Here is a 16,293-nt window from a genome sequence, read left to right as displayed (position 1 = left end):
GCGTTTGCTAGCCCTCTGACGTCTTGCCACCCGAACGAGTGGATCCTGCGGTCGCTCCGGCCTTCACGCCCCCCGCGCCCTGGCCGCCGACCGCCGGCTTCCCGCCGCCCGAAGGCGCCTCGAATGATTCCAACGCCTCAAGAACGTCCTGGACACGGGAGATCTCCGCCTGAATGTCCTCGCGCCGACGCACCAGGACCTCCAGCTCACGGCGGCCCTCGTCGACGAGGCGTTCGGCCTCCGCCTCGGCCTCCGCGAGGGCGTTCTCGGCCTTCCGGGCCAGCTCCGCCTTCTTCTGCTCGGCCTCCTTGAGCAACGCCTCGGCCTTGCGCACCGCCGCGATGCGCACCTTGCTCGCCTCGCTGCTCGCGTCCGACACCAGGGCCTTGGCCTTCGCCTCGGCCTCGACGCTCTGCTCGGTCGCCGCCCGCACCAGCTTGTCCACGCGCTCGCCGGCCGACTTCATCTGCTCGGCCGACTCCCGGCGGGCCCGCTCGTGCAGCTCCTCGACCTCGCCCTCGACGCGGCCGCGCAGCTCCTCCGCCCGCTCTCTTATGGCAGCGGCGTCCGTGCGCGCGCCGATCAGCAGCTCGTTCGCGTCCGTCCGGGCCTTCTCCACCGTGGAGTTGCCCTCGACGGTCGCCTCCGAGCTGATCCGCGCCGCCTCCTTGCGGGCCGCGTCGACCATCGCGTCGGCCTGCTCCTCGGCCGCCGTGGTGGCGGCGAGGGCCTGCTGCTGCGCGTCGCCCGTGAGCTTGTCGGCCTCCGCGGAAGCCTCCGTGATGAGCCGGTCGACCTGCTCCGCCGCCTCGCTGCGGCGCTTGTTGGCCGCCTCGCGGGCCTCGTCCAGCAGCCGCTCCGACTCCGTACGGGCCTCCGTGCGGATGCGCTCCGCCGCGGCCGCCGCCTCCGCCTTGACCCGCTCGGCCTCCGAGCGGGTACGGGTCGCGCGCTCCTGCGCCGAGGACAGCGCCTCCGACGCGTCCGCACGCAGCCGCTCGGCCTCGCCGGCCGCCTCGCCGACCGTGCGCTCGTTGTCCTTGCGGGTCCGCTCGGTGAGCTTCTCCGCCTCGGACGCGGCCTCGGAGATGAGCCGGTCCGCCTGCTCGGCCGCTTCGGTCCGCAGGCGGTTCGCCTCGGCCCGCGCCTCGTCGAGCGTCTGCTCGGACTCCCGCTCCGCGCTCGCCAGCGTCTCGTTGGCCGCGACGGTGACGCGGTCCGCCTCCGCGGTGGCCTCGCCGATGATCCGGCCGCCGTCCGCGCGGGCGTCGTCCAGGACCCGGGCCGCCTCGGCGCGCAGCCGCTCGGCCTCCGCCGCCGCCTCGCCGACCGTGGCCTCGTTGGCCACACGGGTCTCTTCGATGAGCCGGTCGCCCTCGGCACGCGAGTCGAGAACGATCCTCGCGGCGTCGCGTTCGGCGCTCGCCAGGGTCTCGCCCGCCTGCGCCTTGAACCGTGCCGCGTCCGCGCCCAGCCGCTCGGCCTGAGCCGTCGCCTCGCCCACGGTGACCTCGTTGGCCGCCCGGGTCTCCTCGATGAGCCGGTCCGCCTCCGCCGAGGCCTCGGTGATGAGCCGGTCGATCTGCTCCGCGGCCTCGGTCCGCAGCCGGTTGCCCTCGGCGCGGGCCTCGTCCAGGGTGCCGGCGGCCTCGACGCGGGCGGCTTCCGCCGCCTGCGCCGCCTCGGTCGTGATCCGCGAGGCCTCCGCCTCGGCCTCGGTGACCGTGGCCGCGTTCGCCGCGAGGGTCGCCTCGGTGAGCCGCTCGGCCTCCGCCGTCGCGTCGGCCGTGATCCGGGCGCCCTCGGTACGCGCGGTCTCCAGGGACTCCGCCGCCTCGCCGCGGATGCGGTTCGCGTCGTCACGGGCATCGGCCCGGGTGCGCGCCGCGTCCCGCTCGGACGCGGCCAGCGCGTCCGTGGCCTCCGTACGCACCCGCTGCGCGTACTCGGCGGTGTCGCCGCGCAGCTGCTCCGCCTCGGCGATCGCCTCGCCGACCGTCCGCTCGGCCAGCGCCTTCGCCGCGTCCGTCTCGGCGCGCGCCTCGCTGCGGATCCGGTTGGCGTCCTCGGTGGCCCGCTCCCGCTCCTCGTAGGCGTCGGAACGGACCCGGCCGGCCTCTTCCTCGGCCTCCGTCTTCGTACGCTCCGCCGCGTGCTCGGCGGCGTTGCGCAGCCCGGCGATCTCCTCCTCGGCCTGCTCGTGCAGCCCGGCCACGGAGTCCCGCACCTGCTGGGCGGTGGCCTCCGCCGCCGACACCAGCTCCGACGCGCGGCGCTCGGCCTCCTCGGTCAGCCAGACCGCCTCGGCCTGCGCCTCCTCGGAGCGCTTGCGGGCCTGCGCCAGCAGTTCCTCGCTCTGCTCGCGGGCCTGCGCCCGCTCCTGCTCGGCGTCCGTCCGGGCCGACGCCAGGGTCTCCTCGGACTCCCGGCGACGCCGGGCAGCCTCCTCCTGCGCGGCGGAGAGGGCCTCCGCGGCCTCCTCGGCGACCCGCTCGGCCGCCGCCTTCGCCTCCGCGCGCAGCCGGTCCGCGGTCTCCTGCGCCTCCGAGCGCACCCGCTCGGCCTCGGCCTCGGCCTCGCCGCGCAGCCGTACGGCGACCTGCTCGGCCTCCGCGCGCACCCGCCCGGCGTCCTGCGCCGCTTCGGTGCGCAGCTGGTCGGCCTCCGCCTCGGACTGCGCCTGCAGGGTGCGGATCCGCTCGGCCGACTCGGCACGCAGCCGGTCCGTCTCCTCCACGGTCTCCCGGCGGATGTTCTCCGCCGCCCCGCGGGCGTCGCGCAGCGTCTGCTCGGCCGTCGTCAGCCGGCCCTCGGCGTCGGTGTGCAGCCGTACGAGCTCCTCGTCGGCCTCCGCCCGCCGGGCGGCCACCGTCTGCTCGGTCTCCTCGCGCCGCGCGAGGGCGGCGGCGTCCGCCTCGGCGCGTACGGCCTCGGCCCGTTCCTCGGCCTCGGCGCGCAGCCGCTCGGCCTCGGCGCGGGTCCGCTCCAGGGTCTCCTCGGCCTGCTTGCGCAGGGTGCCGGCGCGCTCGACGGCCTCGGCGCGGACCCGCTCGCTCTCGGCGGTCGCCCCGCCGCGCAGCTCGTCCGCGTCCGCCTTGGCCTTGCCGAGCAGCTCCTCGGCGGTCCGGGCCGCCTCCTCGATCTGCTGGACCGCCTCGCGGCGGGCCTCGCCGCGGATCCGCTCGCCCTCGGCGACGGCCTCGGCGCGCAGCTGCTCGGCCTCGCCGCGCAGCCGCCGGGCCTCTTCCTGGAGTTCGACCGTGCGGGCCCGGTACTCCTCGGTGTCGTCCTTCGCGGCGCCCTTGAGCTCGTCCGCCGTGGTCGCGGCCTGCAGGCGCAGCCGGTCGGCCTCGGACTCGGCCTCGCGGCGGATCCGCTCGGCCTCCTCGGACGCGGCCCGGGTGGTGGCCCGGGCGTCCTCCGAGGCCTTGTTCAGTACGTCCTCGGCGGTGCGGGCGGCCTTCGCCAGCTGCGCCGCCATGTCCTCGGCCGCGGCCGTACGGGCCTGCTCGCCGGCCTCGGTGCGCTGCCGCTCGGCGTCCGCGCGGGCGTCGGCGAGGGCCTGCTCGGCCTCCGTCTTGAGGGCCTCGGCCTCCTTGGTGGCCTCGCCGACCAGCCGGGCGACCTGCTCCTTGGCGGTGCGGGTGCGCTGCTCGTTGACGGATTCCGCCGACGCGAGCTGGCGGGCCGAGCTCTCCTTGGCCTCGGAGAGGACGCGTTCGGCCTCGGCCCGGGCCTCGCGCAGCGCGGACTCGGCCTCCTGCGCGCGGGACTCGGCCACCCGGCCGAGGTTCATGGTCTGCTGCCGGGTCTGCTCGGCCTCGGCGGAGGTGGTGGAGCGCAGCCGCTCCGCGTGCTCGGTGGCCTCCTGGGCCTGCGCGGAGGCGGCGGTCAGCAGCCGCTCGGCCTCCTTGCGGGCGCGCAGCAGCGTGGCCTCGGTCTCCGAACGGGCGGCCTCCGCGTCGGCGGCCATCCGGCGCCGGGTCTCCTCGGCGACCCGGGCGGCCTCGGCGCGGGCGGCGTTCAGGGACTGCTCGGACTCGGCGCGGGACTCCTCCATGAGCCGGCGCGCCTGGGACTCCGTACGGGCGCGCAGCTGCTCGGCCCACGCCACGTTCTCGTTGACGTGCGCCTCGACGGTCTGGCGGCGCTCGTTGAGCTCCTGGTCCAGCCGCTGGCGGCGGTTGACGGCCTCGGCGTGCAGTTCCGCCTGCAGGCGCGCCTGGTGCTCGGCGTGCTCCTGGAGGATGCGCTGGGTCTGCGCCCGGGCGTCGCGCAGCTCGCGCTCGGCGTCGGAGCGCATCTGGTCGGCCTGGATCTGGGCATTGCGGAGCAGCTGCTCCGCCTGGTATCCCATGTCCGCGCCGTCGTAGGCGGGGCGGGACGCCAGAGATCGGCGTACCTCGTGAAGCTTGGCGCGCAGCACCTCGACCTGGTATCCCAGGTCCTCAGCGTGCTGGACGGCCTTCCCGCGCTCCTTCTTCAGCCGCTCCATCTCGGCTTCGAAGCGCGAGAGATGGTCGGCCCCGGCCTGATGGCTCTCCTGGCTTTCGTAGCCCCGCACAGCGCGGTCCCATCCGTCCCCTGGTCGCAAGCTCACTCCCAAATGAGCATCGCTCGCCCGCTGAACGACGCCCCCGGGGGAATGGTGTCAGATACCGGGGCAGGGGTCACAGGCCCCGACCCCGTCTCCGCACCGAACCCCGGCCGAGCCATGGCCACTCTACCGGCCGGGGAATCGGGCCATCAGTGGTCCGTCAGTGCTCGGGGTTGGAGGTGACCAGTTCGGTGAGGACGCCGTGGCAGTCCTTGGGGTGCAGGAAGGTGATCGAGGAGCCCATCGAGCCGGTGCGGGGCTGGTCGTAGAGGACGCGGACGCCCTTGCCGCGGATGGCCTCCGAGTCGCCCTGGACGTCCTCGGTGCCGAAGGCGATGTGGTGGACCCCCTCGCCGTTCTTGGCCAGCCACTTGCCCACCGCGGAGTCCTCGCGGGTGGGCTCCAGGAGCTGGAGGTAGGAGGCGCCGCCGTCGGACGTCTCGTTGATCTTCAGCATGGCCTCGCGGACACCCTGCTCCTCGTTGACCTCGGAGTGGAACACCTCGAAGCCGTACGTGGCACGGTAGAACTCGACGGTTTTGTCCAGGTCGAAGCAGGCGATCCCGATGTGGTCGATTCTTGTCAGCATGGTGACAGTGCACCGCCGAAGGGGGTGGTCACGCAACGTGCGCGCGATCACACCGGCAGCCCGGTGACCGCTGCGGTACCGCCCAGTACATTCACGTAAACCCTCGTTCACTCCTCATCCAAGGGGCTGTGCCTCATGTCCGGATCGAACAACACCACTTCTGTGATCGTCGCCGGGGCCCGCACGCCCATGGGGCGGCTGCTCGGCTCGCTGAAGTCCTTCTCGGGTGCCGACCTCGGCGGCTTCGCCATCAAGTCCGCGCTGGACCGGGCCGGCATCTCCGGCGACCAGGTGCAGTACGTGATCATGGGCCAGGTGCTGCAGGCCGGCGCGGGCCAGATCCCCGCCCGCCAGGCGGCGGTCAAGGCCGGCATTCCGATGAACGTGCCCGCCCTCACGATCAACAAGGTGTGTCTCTCGGGCCTGGACGCGATCGCGCTGGCCGACCAGCTGATCCGCGCCGGGGAGTTCGACATCGTGGTCGCGGGCGGTCAGGAGTCCATGACCAACGCCCCGCACCTGCTGCCCAAGTCCCGTGAGGGCTTCAAGTACGGCGCCATCGAGATGCTCGACGCGATGGCCTACGACGGCCTCACCGACGCCTTCGAGAACATCGCGATGGGCGAGTCGACCGAGAAGCACAACACCCGCCTCGGCATCGAGCGCGCCCCGCAGGACGAGTTCGCCGCCTCCTCGCACCAGCGGGCCGCGGCCGCGCAGAAGAACGGCGTGTTCGAGGCCGAGATCACCCCGGTCGAGATCCCGCAGCGCAAGGGCGACCCGGTGATCTTCTCGGCGGACGAGGGCATCCGCCCCGAGACCACCGTGGAGTCCCTCGGCAAGCTGCGCCCGGCCTTCGCCAAGGACGGCACGATCACCGCCGGCACCTCCTCGCAGATCAGCGACGGCGCGGCCGCCGTGGTCGTGATGAGCAAGGCGAAGGCCGAGGAGCTCGGACTGGAGTGGATCGCCGAAATCGGCGCCCACGGCAACGTGGCCGGTCCCGACAACTCTCTCCAGTCGCAGCCCTCCAACGCGATCCTGCACGCCCTGAAGAAGGACGGCCTGGAGGTCTCCGACCTGGACCTCATCGAGATCAACGAGGCCTTCGCGGCGGTCGCCGTCCAGTCAATGAAGGACCTCGGCGTGACCCCGGAAAAGGTGAACGTCAACGGTGGCGCCATCGCCCTGGGCCACCCGATCGGCATGTCCGGTGCGCGCGTGGTGCTGCACCTGGCGCTGGAGCTGAAGCGCCGCGGCGGCGGGATCGGCGCGGCCGCGCTGTGCGGTGGCGGTGGCCAGGGCGACGCCCTGATCGTCCGCGTCGCCAAGTAGGCACCGGCCGGGCCGCCGGGCCCCGATCGAGGGCGCCCGGTGGCCCGACCGCACCCGTACCCGCACCCGTACCCGTACGAGAACCGAGGAGCGCAGCACGTATGACGGCGGTGGACGTCCCCCAGCTGGTGGCCCAGGCGCGTGAGGGCCGGCCGAGAGCGGTGGCCCGGCTGATCTCGCTGGTCGAGGGGGCGTCCCCGCAGCTGCGGGAGGTGATGGCCGCGCTGGCCCCGCTCACGGGCGGGGCGTACGTGGTCGGGCTGACGGGATCGCCCGGCGTCGGCAAGTCGACCTCGACCTCGGCGCTGGTGTCCGCGTACCGCAAGGCCGGGAAGCGGGTCGGCGTCCTCGCCGTCGACCCCTCCTCGCCCTTCTCGGGCGGGGCCCTGCTCGGCGACCGGGTGCGGATGTCCGACCACGCCTCGGACCCGGGGGTCTACATCCGCTCCATGGCCACCCGGGGGCACCTGGGCGGGCTGGCGTGGGCCGCCCCGCAGGCGATCCGGGTGCTGGACGCGGCCGGCTGCGAGGTGATCCTGGTCGAGACGGTCGGGGTCGGGCAGTCGGAGGTGGAGATCGCCTCGCAGGCCGACACCTCGGTGGTGCTGCTGGCCCCCGGGATGGGCGACGGGATCCAGGCCGCGAAGGCGGGGATCCTGGAGATCGGCGACGTGTACGTGGTGAACAAGGCGGACCGGGACGGCGCGGACGCGACGGCCCGGGAGCTGAACCACATGCTGGGCCTCGGCGAGGCGCGGGGCCGGGACGACTGGCGGCCGCCGATCGTGAAGACGGTCGCGGCCCGCGGGCAGGGCATCGACGAACTGGTCGAGGCGCTGGAGAAGCACCGGGCGTGGATGGACGAGCGCGGGGTGCTGGCCGAGCGGCGCGCGACGCGGGCCGCCCGGGAGGTGGAGACCATCGCCGTGACGGCCCTGCGGGCGCGGATGGCGGACCTGCGGGGCGATGCGCATCTGGATGCGTTGGCCGCCAGGGTTGCCGTGGGCGAGCTGGACCCGTACGCCGCCGCGGATGCGTTGCTGGCCACGCTGACCGAAGCCTGAGCCTGAGGCGGGGGGCCGGGTGCGGCGCCTCCCCCGGACTCCGTCCGGGGGGACCCCCAGGGGGCGCTGCCCCCGAGCCCCCGCGCCTCAAACGCCGGCGAGGCTGAAAGAGCGCCTCGAACGCCGGCGGGGCTGGATTGGCCCGACGGGGCCGGCTCGGGTCAGTTGTTGTCGTCGTTGTCGTTCGAGTCGGAGTCCGAGTCGGAGTCCGTGGACGTGGTGACCTTGGCCGTCGTGGCGTCCACCCGGCCGTCCCAGGTCTTGTTGTCGGCACCCTTGACCTCGACGTGCCAGTAATAGGCGCTGTTGTCGTCGTTGTCCCATTCGACGGTCGTGACCTGTCCGGGGTGGGCGGCCACGGCCGCCTTCATCGCCTGTTCGGCGGTGACCTTGGCGGCGATCAGGTCCTTGTGCTCCGCGGCGTTCTCGTCGGTGTCGCGGTTCTCCTCGGTGACCGTGCCGTCGGCCGCCACCTCCAGTTCGGCGTGGCCCTTGCCGTCCTTGCTGATCACGTCGACGTGCCAGACGGTCCCGTCCAGGTCGAGGGACTCGACCACGCCCGGGTACTTCTTCAGGGCGGCCGCGGCCGCCGCTTCCGCCGTCACGTCGCCGGGGACGGCGGCGGCCGAGGTCACGGTTCTCGCCGTGTCGGCGGTGGCCGCTGCCGCGACCGCCACCGGACCTCCGGCCACCAGGACGACGGCCGTGGCCGCGGAGACGTACAGGGTGCGCTTCATGGCTTGACCTCCTCAGGCCGGCCATGGCCGCCTAGGGATGCTCGGCGGCGGCCGGCAGCGGGCGAACAGTGCCCATTGTCCGGCCGGCCGCCGTTCGGGGCGCGCCGAGCGCCCCGGGGGTCAGATCTTGCCGCGGTTGTCGCGCAGGTGCTCGGCCACGGGGGTCAGCGAGGCGCGCAGCGCCGCCAGGGCCTCCGGCGGCAGCAGGTCGATGAAGTGCTGACGGACGGACGCCACGTGATGCGGGGCGACCTTGCGCATCGTCTCCATGCCCTCGTCCGTGAGCACCGCGTACAGGCCGCGGCGGTCGGACTCGCAGTTCACCCGGCGCACGAGGCCCGCCGTCTCCATGCGCGTGATCTGGTGCGACAGTCGGCTCTTGGACTGCAGGGTGGCGGTGGCGAGGTCGCTCATCCGCATCCTGTGGTCCTGCGACTCCGAGAGGTTCACGAGGATCTCGTAGTCGTTGTTGGTGAGTCCGAAGGGCTGGAGATCCTTTTCCAGCTGGTGCATCAGCAGCCTGCTGACGTCCAGATGGGTGCGCCATGCGCACTGCTCGGCGTCGGTCAGCCAGGGGGTCCCCCCGGACGGAGTCTGGGGGAGGGTGGCCGTCTCGGTCTCCATGGTCTCCATGAATGAACTCTACCTAAAAAGTTGAATTACGTACAAAGATGGAAGGTCCGGGATATCACAGTCCGAGGCGGCGCTGGAGATCACCCAGCTGTCCCGGCATCCGTGGCACGCCCAGCTGCCCCATCGGGCCCTGCCCGGCCCCCGGAACGCCCTGCGCGTTGCCCGTGGCCGCGCCCGCGCCGACCGCGCCGACCGCCTGCTCCGCCATCAGCATCTCCGACGACTGCAGCAGCACCGTCCCGGCCCCGACGAACTCGAACTGGTGCTCCTCGCCCGAGCTGCCCCCGATGCCGGTCAGCGAGCGCAGGCCGCCCAGCACGCCCGACATGTAGCCGTGGTCGTAGTGGTGGCACGGCGAGGGGCAGTCCGCCCAGCCCACCAGCGCCTGCGGGTCCACGCGCAGCGGGGGCTCCATGAACACCACCGGGCCGTTGGACGCCGCCACGAACTTCCCGGTTCCGATCAGCGTCAGGAAGCCCGGGACGATCGACTGCTTCAGGGCCAGCGAGGGCTGGTAGGCGAGCAGGTTGCCCGACCGGATCGTCAGGTTGCCGTTGTCCAGGTCGTACGAGTTCACGTCGAAGGCCCGGTCGGCCAGCAGCATCTTGCCCGAGCCCTCGGCGACCACCCAGTCGCTCGCGTGCAGCGGGGAGTGGAAGCTGGTCCGCAGCAGGCGGTCGAAGCGCCCGTTGCCGATGCCGTTGAACTCGATGTGCCCGTAGTACGAGATCATCTTGCCCTTCTGCAGGAACCACTGGCTCCCCTTGAGCTCCACGCAGAAGGTGTACGCGTTCACGTTGTCGTCCGAGGGCAGCGTGTACGGGTCGAAGACCGTGGGACTGCCGGCGCCGCCGGGTCCGCCGGTCACAGGGCCAAAGTTCACAGCTTCTCCTCGGAGGCCTGTACGTACACCGCGCCCTGGCCGGACAGCTCCAGCTGGAACGCCTCGCCCGAGCCGCGGCCCACCATGTCCCGCCAGCCCAGCGCGGTGGAGAGCTTGTTGCGCACGTCGCCGTGGTGGGCGACGTACGCCTGCGGGTCCACGTGGATCGGGCGCTGCGGGGTGATCGGCAGCTCGATGACCCCGCCGTGGGCCATCACGGCGACCGAGCCGTGGCCCTTGAGGGTGGTGGTGAACAGGCCCTGGCCGGTCACCTGGCCGCGGACCATGCCCATGACGCCGCCCTGGGAGCCCATGAACATCGTGCCCTGCTGCAGGGTGCCGTCGAAGGCGAGCAGCCGGTCGGCCTCGACGTAGAGGGTCTCGCCGGTCAGGTTGATCACCTGGATGTGGTGGCCGCCGTGGCCGAACATCACGGTGCCGCTGCCCTCGACCGTCATCAGCGGGGTCTGCTCGTTCGCCACCCGGCGCCCGATCATGCCCATGACCCCGCCCTGACCGCCCGTCAGGCTCGGGGTGAAGGAGACGTCGCCGCGGTACGCGAGCATGGCGCCGCGCTGGCTGAACATCTTCTGGCCCGACACGACCTGCGCCTCGACCATCTTCGAGTTGATCTCGCGGAACGGCATCAGATGTCGCCCCCGACGGTGTTGCGCTCGCTGGGCTGCACGTACACCAGGCCCTCGCCCTCGAACCGGATCTGGAACGCCTCGCCGGAGCCCTCGCCGATCAGTGTGCGGAAGTTCACACCGGACTGGAAGGACTGCTGGAGGTTGCCGGTGTGCGCGATGTACGCCCCCGGGTCGACGGAGAGCGGGTACTGGGCGCTCACGCGCAGCACCACCGCCGGACCGTCGGACATGATGGCCGCCTGGCCGGAGCCCTCGACGGTCGTGGTGAAGAGACCGTTGCCCGACGTCGCGCCGCGCAGGCCGGTGAAGGTGGTGCCGGTGCGCAGACCGGCGTCGGTGCACAGCAGGTTGCTGGACTCGACGTAGAGCTTCTCGCCGCGCAGATTGACCAGATTGATCTCGCTGGCGCGGTCGGCGAAGAAGCAGGTGCCGTGCCCCTGTACCTCCATCACCGTCATCTGTTCGCCGGTCAGCCGGCGGGTCACCATGCCGCGGAGGCCTTCGCCACCGCCGGTCATCTTCTTGAAGGCCATCTGCCCGTCGTACGCGACCATGGAGCCGTTCTTCGCTTTCACGGCATCCCCGGTCAGGTCGACGGCCAGCACCTTGCTGCCTTGGAGTCGGAACTGAGCCACGGGAAGACGTTATCGGCAGCGGGCGAGCCCGAACAGGGCCCCGTGGCCGATATATGCCACACCTGGTCGGTATGAGGGGCGATGGCGGGGCGTTCCGGGCCCGCCGCGGTGGGGGAGGGGCCGGGTCAAGATCCCGCAAAGCGGCTGAGACACTGGATCGATCCGACCCAGGCCTCCACCCCGAAGGTTGAACGTGGACATCAAGACCGCCTCCGCCCTGCACCGTCTGCGACTCATCTCCGTTCCGGAGGCACTGTCGTTCCCGGCCCTGCTGATCTTCGGCTCCGTGCTGAGCCGGATCTCGGACATCGACTACCTGATGATGCCGCTCGGAGCCATCCACGGGATCCTGTTCCTCGCCTACCTGGTCCTCCTGATCGACGTCTGGACCAAGGCGAAGTGGCCGGTGAAGAGGGTCCTGCTGTTCTTCGTCCTCTCGCTGGTGCCCTTCGGCGGGCTGTACGGCGACAAGCTGCTCAAGCGGGAAGAGGCCGACAGCGTGATGGCGGCCCGCGCGCGACAGGTGGCGGAAGCGTGATCGTCGCGTTCTCGGTGACCCCGCTCGGGGTCGGTGAAGAGGTCGGCGAGTACGTCGCCGACGCGGTCCGGGTGGTCCGCGAGTCGGGACTGCCGAACCGTACGGACGCCATGTTCACCACCATCGAGGGTGAGTGGAACGAGGTCATGGACGTGGTCCGGCGCGCGGTGGCCGCGGTCGAGGAGCGGGCGCCGCGGGTCTCGTTCATCCTCAAGGCCGACATCCGGCCGGGCGTGAGCGACGGGATCACGTCGAAGGTGGAGACGGTGGAGCGGCACCTGGCCGGGGGCTGAGGCGCCCGGCTGCCGTCGCTGGTTTCCCCGAAGCGCCCTTGGCCTCCTGGCCGGGGGCGCCTTTGCGTGTGCGGGCGGGGGCGGGGGCCCGGGCTGCGCCCGGCTTCCTGGGGCTCCGCCCCAGACCCCGCGCCTCAAACGCCGGCGGGGCTGCGTTGGGCGCGCCTCAAACGCCGGCGGGGCTGGGCTGGGCGCCTCAAACGCCGGCGGGGCTGGGTTGGGCGCCTCAAACGCCGGCGGGGCTGCGTTGGGCGCGCCTCAAACGCCGGCGGGGCTGGGTTGGGCACCTCAAACGCCGGCGGGGCTGGGTTGGGTGCGCCTCAAACGCCGGCGGGGCTGGATCTGTTACTCCGTGGCGCGGCGGGCCAGGCCCAGGGCTTGGTCCGGCCACCAGGTGCCGGGTGGGGGGCCGCCGTGGCAGGGGCCGTCGGACTCGCCCGGGGGTTTGATCCACAGGTACGCGTCGACGAGCGGGTCGGCCGTGCGGTCGGTCGGCGGGGTGCCGAGGGCGCGGCCCGGCGGGTTGCACCGGGACCGGGCGCCGTCGCCCGGCGGCGGGCCGGCGCCGTTGCGGCCGGTGTCGATGACGAAGTGTCTGTTCCCGGTCCGTTCGGAGATCCTGGCGCCGTACGCCCGGGCGGCGGCGTCGGGCTGGAAGCCGGAGACGTTGACGGCGAAGCCGTCCGCGTGCTCCAGGCCGGCCTTCGAGAGGGGCGTCACGAGGTCCGCCGGGTTCTCGACCGAGGCCGGATCGCCCGCGTCCAGGTAGACCTTGGTGTTCCGGTTCCGCTTGAGCCGGTCCACGGCCTCGGAGAGCAACCGGTAGCGCTCCGCGTGCTGTTCGGCCCGGGTGCAGCCGTCGACGGTGTGCGCGAGCGCGCCCGGCTCCAGGATGACGACGGCCCTGGTGGCCCCGATGCCGTCGGCGAAGGCGCCGATCCAGTCGCGGTACGCCCGGGCGTTCGCGGCGCCGCCGGGACGCGGCCCGCCGCAGTCGCGGTACGGGATGTTGTGCGCGGCGAGCAGCAGGGTCCGCCCGGCGGCCCGGGCCGCCGCCCCGGCCCGGCGGATCGCGGGCCCCGGGTCGCCGCCCGGTCCCCACAGGGCCGTCGGCCGGTCCGCGATCCTGCGCAGCACCTGGGCGTCGCTGTTGCGGCCGGCCGCCTCCCAGGCGGCGACCTGCCGGGCGGCCCTGCTCCCCGGGTCCACCCAGTACGGGGACTCGGCGGCGGGCGCGCCGGGCGAGGGGGTCGCGGGGGGACCGGGCGCGGGCGCGGGCCCGCCGGAGCAGGCCGGGGCGGTGACGAGCAGCAGGAGGAGGCCGAGGACGGAGTGGAGGCGGCGTCTGGGGGCGGCGGAGGGCATCCGGCTTCCTCGGGACGAAGGGGCGGGCAGCGGACCGGAATATCGTGACATAGCGGTCAGTTGTCGCCCCCTTACGACACCGTGGGGTCGCCGCTCGCGAGGGCGATGGCCAGGGGGGTGCGCTCGTAGAGCACCTGGTGGCCGTGGCGGGCGGAGATGAGCAGGCCCGCCGCGTGCAGGGTGCCCAGATGCGCCGAGACCGTCGACGGGGCGAGGCCGAGCCGGTGGGCCAGCGCCGTGGTGGAGGACGGTTCGTCCAGCGCGCACAGCACGTCGGCCCGCGCCCGCCCCAGCAGGCGGGCGAGCGCGGCCGGGGTGTCCTCCCGTACGGGGGTCCACAGGGCGCCGACGCCGCGGGCCGGGTAGACCACGGTCGGCTGCCAGGGCGGGTCGAAGCCGCCCGCGATCTGCGGCCAGACGAAGGCGCTCGGCATGAGGACGAGGCCCTGGCCGCCCAGGACGCGTTCGTGGTGCGACGGCCGCTCGACGGTCAGGGTGAGGGAGGCGGCGTCCCACGAGAGGTCGGGGTGCAGACCGTCGAAGAGCGACTCCAGGCCGCCGGCCGCGAGGCGCCGCGTATGGAAGAGGACGTCGGCCTCCAGCAGGGCCCGCAGCCGCGGCCAGTGCGGCTCGACCAGCACGCTCCAGGCCCGCTCGATCAGATCGGCCAGCTCCTGCACCGACCGCGCCGGATCGGCGAGCAGGGCCCGGCCCGCTTCGCTGTCGAGCGCGCCCGGCGTGCAGGCCAGGGCCTTGCGCATGTCCTCGCGCGCCGCGGCCGGATCGGCCGCGCGGATCAGCGCGAGCTCCTCCTCGAAAGTGACTCCGGGGCCGCTCGGCGGCGGGCTGATGAAGTCCGTACTGTGACCCCGGCGCGGCATCAGCAGCCACAGCGGCCGCAGGTCCAGCCCGTCGGCCGCGGCCCGGATCCGTCGCAGCCACGGCAGGTGGTAGCCCTGCCGGTCCGGGCGGTTCAGGGTGCGCACCGCCTCCTGCGTCTCCCACGCGGGCGACAGGGCGAACCGGCAGCGCAGCAGGTCCCGGTGCCCGAAGCGATGGTGCAGGCCCATCCCCGCCCCCTTCCTCACCTGTGTGCGACACCCCAATATTCGGCTACGGACGAATCTCTGGGGCGCCCCACCCCCCGGCGCGGACGCTGGGCCCATGCCAGCCGACACCCAGGCGCCCGCGCGGTCCACGCCGTCACCGGGCTACCGCTCCGTCTTCCGGACCCGGGAGTTCCGTCCCGTCTTCGCCGCCCACCTGCTCTCCGTACTTGGTGTCGTCGTCGCCGAGATCTCCCTCACCGTGCTCGTCTACCGCGCCACCGGCTCACCCCTGATGAGCGCGCTCACCTTCGCCCTCGGCTTCCTCCCTTACGCCCTTGGCGGCACGCTGCTCGCCGGGATCGCCGACCGGCACCCCGCCCGGCGGGTGCTCGTCGCGTGCGACCTCGTCTGCGCGGCCTGCGCGACGGCCATGATCCTGCCGGGCACCCCCGTCGCCGTGCTCCTCGCCCTGCGCTGTGCGATGGCCTTCGTGGCACCGCTCTTCCAGGGCACGCGCAACGCCTCCCTCGCCGACATCCTCGGCCCCGGCGACACCTTCGTCCTGGGCCGCTCGCTGATGCGGATGGTGGCCCAGAGCGCCCAGCTCGTCGGCTTCGGCCTCGGCGGGCTGCTGCTCACCGTGCTCGCGCCGCGCGGGGCCATCGCCCTCACCGCCGCCGGATTCCTCGGCTCCGCGCTGCTGCTGCGCCTGGGCACCCGCAGCCGGCCCGCCCGTACGAGCACCCGTACCTCCCCCCTCGCCGGACTGCGCGCCGTCCTCGGCCGGCGCCGGCTGCGCGCGCTCACCCTGCTCTTCTGGCTGCCGCCCGTCTTCCTCGTGGTGCCCGAGGCGCTGCTCGCCCCGTACGTCGACGGCATCGGCGCCGGCACCGCGGTCCTCGGGCTGCTGATGTGCGCGATGCCCGTCGGCACCATCGCCGGCGAACTCTGGGCCGGCTCCGCCCTCACCGCCCGCACCCGATCGCGGATCGTGGCCCCGCTCGCCGCCGCCGGTCTGCTGCCGCTCCTGCTCTTCGCCGGCCGGCCGGGCGTGCCCCTCCTCCTGGGCGCGCTGCTGCTCGCCGGCCTGGCCCACGCCTACACCCTCGGGCTGGACCAGTGGTACGTGGACGCGGTGCCCGACGAGCTGCGCGGGCGGGCGATGACCCTGCTCAGCACCGGCCTGATGACCCTCCAGGGCGTGGGCATGGCCCTGGCCGGCCTCGCCGCCGAATTCCTGCCGGTGCACGCGGTCGTCACCGGGTCCGGGATCCTCGGCACGGGCGTCGTCCTGCTGCTCCTCGCCGAACTCCGGGCCGCAGTCCGGCAGGAGGGGGGACTGAAGGATGAGACGGCCCCCGCCGTGAAGTGACCTCCCGGTAGGGTCGGGGACGTGCCCAAGCCGCTCAGCCTTCCCTTCGACCCCATCGCCCGCGCCGACGAACTCTGGCAGCAGCGCTGGGGTCCCGTGCCCTCGATGGCCGCGATCACCTCGATCATGCGGGCGCACCAGATCCTGCTCGGCGAGGTCGACGCGGTGGTCAAGCCGTACGGGCTGACCTTCGCGCGGTACGAGGCCCTGGTGCTGCTCACCTTCTCCAAGGCCGGGGAGCTGCCGATGTCGAAGATCGGCGAGCGTCTGATGGTCCACCCGACCTCGGTGACGAACACCGTGGACCGGCTGGTGCGGTCCGGGCTGGTCGACAAGCGGCCCAACCCGAACGACGGCCGCGGCACCCTCGCCTCCATCACGGAGAAGGGCCGCGAGGTGGTCGAGGCGGCCACGAAGGACCTGATGGCGGTCGAGTTCGGCCTCGGCGCCTACGACGCCGAGGAGTGCGCGGAGATCTTCGCGCTGCTGCGCCCGCTGCGCGTGGCCGCCGCGGACTTCGAGGAGTCCTGAGGCGGACCCGGGGCCGTCCCGC

General features: G+C 73.3%; 15 protein-coding genes. 6 read left to right on the top strand and 9 right to left on the bottom strand.

What is annotated here, in order from left to right; genetic code table 11:
- Positions 1 to 7: 7 nt before the first annotated feature.
- Positions 8 to 4,564, bottom strand: coding sequence for a polarized growth protein Scy (gene scy / locus ACFYZ4_RS20215; protein ID WP_390784485.1), 4,557 nt, complete (start codon positions 4,562 to 4,564; stop codon positions 8 to 10).
- Positions 4,565 to 4,757: 193 nt separating this feature from the next.
- On the bottom strand, positions 4,758 to 5,186 hold the full coding sequence (gene mce / locus ACFYZ4_RS20210; RefSeq protein WP_008738238.1) for a methylmalonyl-CoA epimerase: 429 nt from the start codon (positions 5,184 to 5,186) through the stop codon (positions 4,758 to 4,760).
- Between the two features lie 135 nt (positions 5,187 to 5,321).
- Here mce and ACFYZ4_RS20205 point away from each other — a divergent pair, with 135 nt between their 5' ends.
- Both ACFYZ4_RS20205 and meaB read left to right on the top strand, forming a co-directional pair.
- Positions 5,322 to 6,521 (top strand): acetyl-CoA C-acetyltransferase, encoded by a 1,200-nt coding sequence (locus ACFYZ4_RS20205; RefSeq protein WP_351293254.1) that lies wholly within the window; start codon positions 5,322 to 5,324, stop codon positions 6,519 to 6,521.
- Between the two features lie 101 nt (positions 6,522 to 6,622).
- Positions 6,623 to 7,585: a methylmalonyl Co-A mutase-associated GTPase MeaB gene (gene meaB / locus ACFYZ4_RS20200; protein WP_351293257.1), complete on the top strand. Its 963-nt coding sequence runs from the start codon at positions 6,623 to 6,625 to the stop codon at positions 7,583 to 7,585.
- Between the two features lie 161 nt (positions 7,586 to 7,746).
- On the opposite strand, the gene ACFYZ4_RS20195 is transcribed toward meaB, so the two are convergent.
- The 5 genes from ACFYZ4_RS20195 to ACFYZ4_RS20175 all read right to left on the bottom strand — a co-directional run bounded on the left by ACFYZ4_RS20195 (position 7,747) and on the right by ACFYZ4_RS20175 (position 11,123).
- Positions 7,747 to 8,322, bottom strand: coding sequence for a PepSY domain-containing protein (locus ACFYZ4_RS20195; protein ID WP_390784484.1), 576 nt, complete (start codon positions 8,320 to 8,322; stop codon positions 7,747 to 7,749).
- Positions 8,323 to 8,442: 120 nt separating this feature from the next.
- Entirely contained in the window at positions 8,443 to 8,946 is a 504-nt protein-coding gene (locus ACFYZ4_RS20190) for a MarR family transcriptional regulator (RefSeq protein WP_351304720.1), read from the bottom strand.
- 64 nt (positions 8,947 to 9,010) lie between these two features.
- Positions 9,011 to 9,823 carry an AIM24 family protein gene (locus tag ACFYZ4_RS20185; RefSeq protein ID WP_351304717.1) on the bottom strand — a complete coding sequence of 271 codons (813 nt, stop codon included), beginning with the start codon at positions 9,821 to 9,823 and terminating at the stop codon, positions 9,011 to 9,013.
- Positions 9,824 to 9,834: 11 nt separating this feature from the next.
- Positions 9,835 to 10,485 (bottom strand): AIM24 family protein, encoded by a 651-nt coding sequence (locus ACFYZ4_RS20180; RefSeq protein ID WP_351304711.1) that lies wholly within the window; start codon positions 10,483 to 10,485, stop codon positions 9,835 to 9,837.
- Positions 10,485 to 11,123 (bottom strand): AIM24 family protein, encoded by a 639-nt coding sequence (locus ACFYZ4_RS20175; RefSeq protein WP_351304708.1) that lies wholly within the window; start codon positions 11,121 to 11,123, stop codon positions 10,485 to 10,487. Before ACFYZ4_RS20175 ends, ACFYZ4_RS20180 begins: the two co-directional genes overlap by 1 nt.
- Before the next feature lie 193 nt (positions 11,124 to 11,316).
- Here ACFYZ4_RS20175 and ACFYZ4_RS20170 point away from each other — a divergent pair, with 193 nt between their 5' ends.
- Together ACFYZ4_RS20170 and ACFYZ4_RS20165 are read left to right on the top strand one after the other, a co-directional pair.
- Complete coding sequence (locus ACFYZ4_RS20170) at positions 11,317 to 11,661, top strand: DUF3817 domain-containing protein (RefSeq protein ID WP_351304705.1); 345 nt, start codon at positions 11,317 to 11,319, stop codon at positions 11,659 to 11,661.
- Positions 11,658 to 11,954: an MTH1187 family thiamine-binding protein gene (locus ACFYZ4_RS20165; RefSeq protein WP_351304702.1), complete on the top strand. Its 297-nt coding sequence runs from the start codon at positions 11,658 to 11,660 to the stop codon at positions 11,952 to 11,954. The genes ACFYZ4_RS20170 and ACFYZ4_RS20165 overlap by 4 nt, the downstream gene beginning before the upstream one ends.
- 345 nt (positions 11,955 to 12,299) lie before the next feature.
- Here ACFYZ4_RS20165 and ACFYZ4_RS20160 read toward each other — a convergent pair whose 3' ends face one another.
- Positions 12,300 to 13,319 carry a glycoside hydrolase family 6 protein gene (locus tag ACFYZ4_RS20160; RefSeq protein ID WP_390784483.1) on the bottom strand — a complete coding sequence of 340 codons (1,020 nt, stop codon included), beginning with the start codon at positions 13,317 to 13,319 and terminating at the stop codon, positions 12,300 to 12,302.
- 71 nt (positions 13,320 to 13,390) lie between these two features.
- Entirely contained in the window at positions 13,391 to 14,389 is a 999-nt protein-coding gene (locus tag ACFYZ4_RS20155) for a DUF5937 family protein (protein WP_390784482.1), read from the bottom strand.
- A gap of 94 nt (positions 14,390 to 14,483) precedes the next feature.
- Here ACFYZ4_RS20155 and ACFYZ4_RS20150 point away from each other — a divergent pair, with 94 nt between their 5' ends.
- Together ACFYZ4_RS20150 and ACFYZ4_RS20145 are read left to right on the top strand one after the other, a co-directional pair.
- The gene (locus tag ACFYZ4_RS20150) at positions 14,484 to 15,740 is read left to right on the top strand and encodes an MFS transporter (protein WP_390784481.1); all 1,257 of its coding nucleotides are present in this window, start codon (positions 14,484 to 14,486) and stop codon (positions 15,738 to 15,740) included.
- A 21-nt stretch (positions 15,741 to 15,761) separates the two neighbouring features.
- A complete protein-coding gene (locus ACFYZ4_RS20145) occupies positions 15,762 to 16,271 on the top strand; it encodes a MarR family transcriptional regulator (protein WP_351304292.1) in 510 nt (169 codons plus the stop codon).
- Positions 16,272 to 16,293 lie beyond the last annotated feature (22 nt).

This window comes from Streptomyces sp. NPDC001513, assembly GCF_042894695.1.
Taxonomy (GTDB): domain Bacteria; phylum Actinomycetota; class Actinomycetes; order Streptomycetales; family Streptomycetaceae; genus Streptomyces.
This window is presented reverse-complemented; position numbering and strand designations above follow the sequence as displayed.

Coding starts and splice junctions, on each gene's coding strand:
- meaB (WP_351293257.1), top strand. CDS start 6,623: ATGACGGCGGTGGACGTCCCCCAGCTGGTGGCCCAGGCGCGTGAGGGC.
- ACFYZ4_RS20155 (WP_390784482.1), bottom strand. CDS start 14,389: ATGGGCCTGCACCATCGCTTCGGGCACCGGGACCTGCTGCGCTGCCGG.
- ACFYZ4_RS20160 (WP_390784483.1), bottom strand. CDS start 13,319: ATGCCCTCCGCCGCCCCCAGACGCCGCCTCCACTCCGTCCTCGGCCTC.
- ACFYZ4_RS20195 (WP_390784484.1), bottom strand. CDS start 8,322: ATGAAGCGCACCCTGTACGTCTCCGCGGCCACGGCCGTCGTCCTGGTG.
- ACFYZ4_RS20150 (WP_390784481.1), top strand. CDS start 14,484: ATGCCAGCCGACACCCAGGCGCCCGCGCGGTCCACGCCGTCACCGGGC.
- mce (WP_008738238.1), bottom strand. CDS start 5,186: ATGCTGACAAGAATCGACCACATCGGGATCGCCTGCTTCGACCTGGAC.
- ACFYZ4_RS20205 (WP_351293254.1), top strand. CDS start 5,322: ATGTCCGGATCGAACAACACCACTTCTGTGATCGTCGCCGGGGCCCGC.
- ACFYZ4_RS20180 (WP_351304711.1), bottom strand. CDS start 10,485: ATGCCGTTCCGCGAGATCAACTCGAAGATGGTCGAGGCGCAGGTCGTG.
- ACFYZ4_RS20190 (WP_351304720.1), bottom strand. CDS start 8,946: ATGGAGACCGAGACGGCCACCCTCCCCCAGACTCCGTCCGGGGGGACC.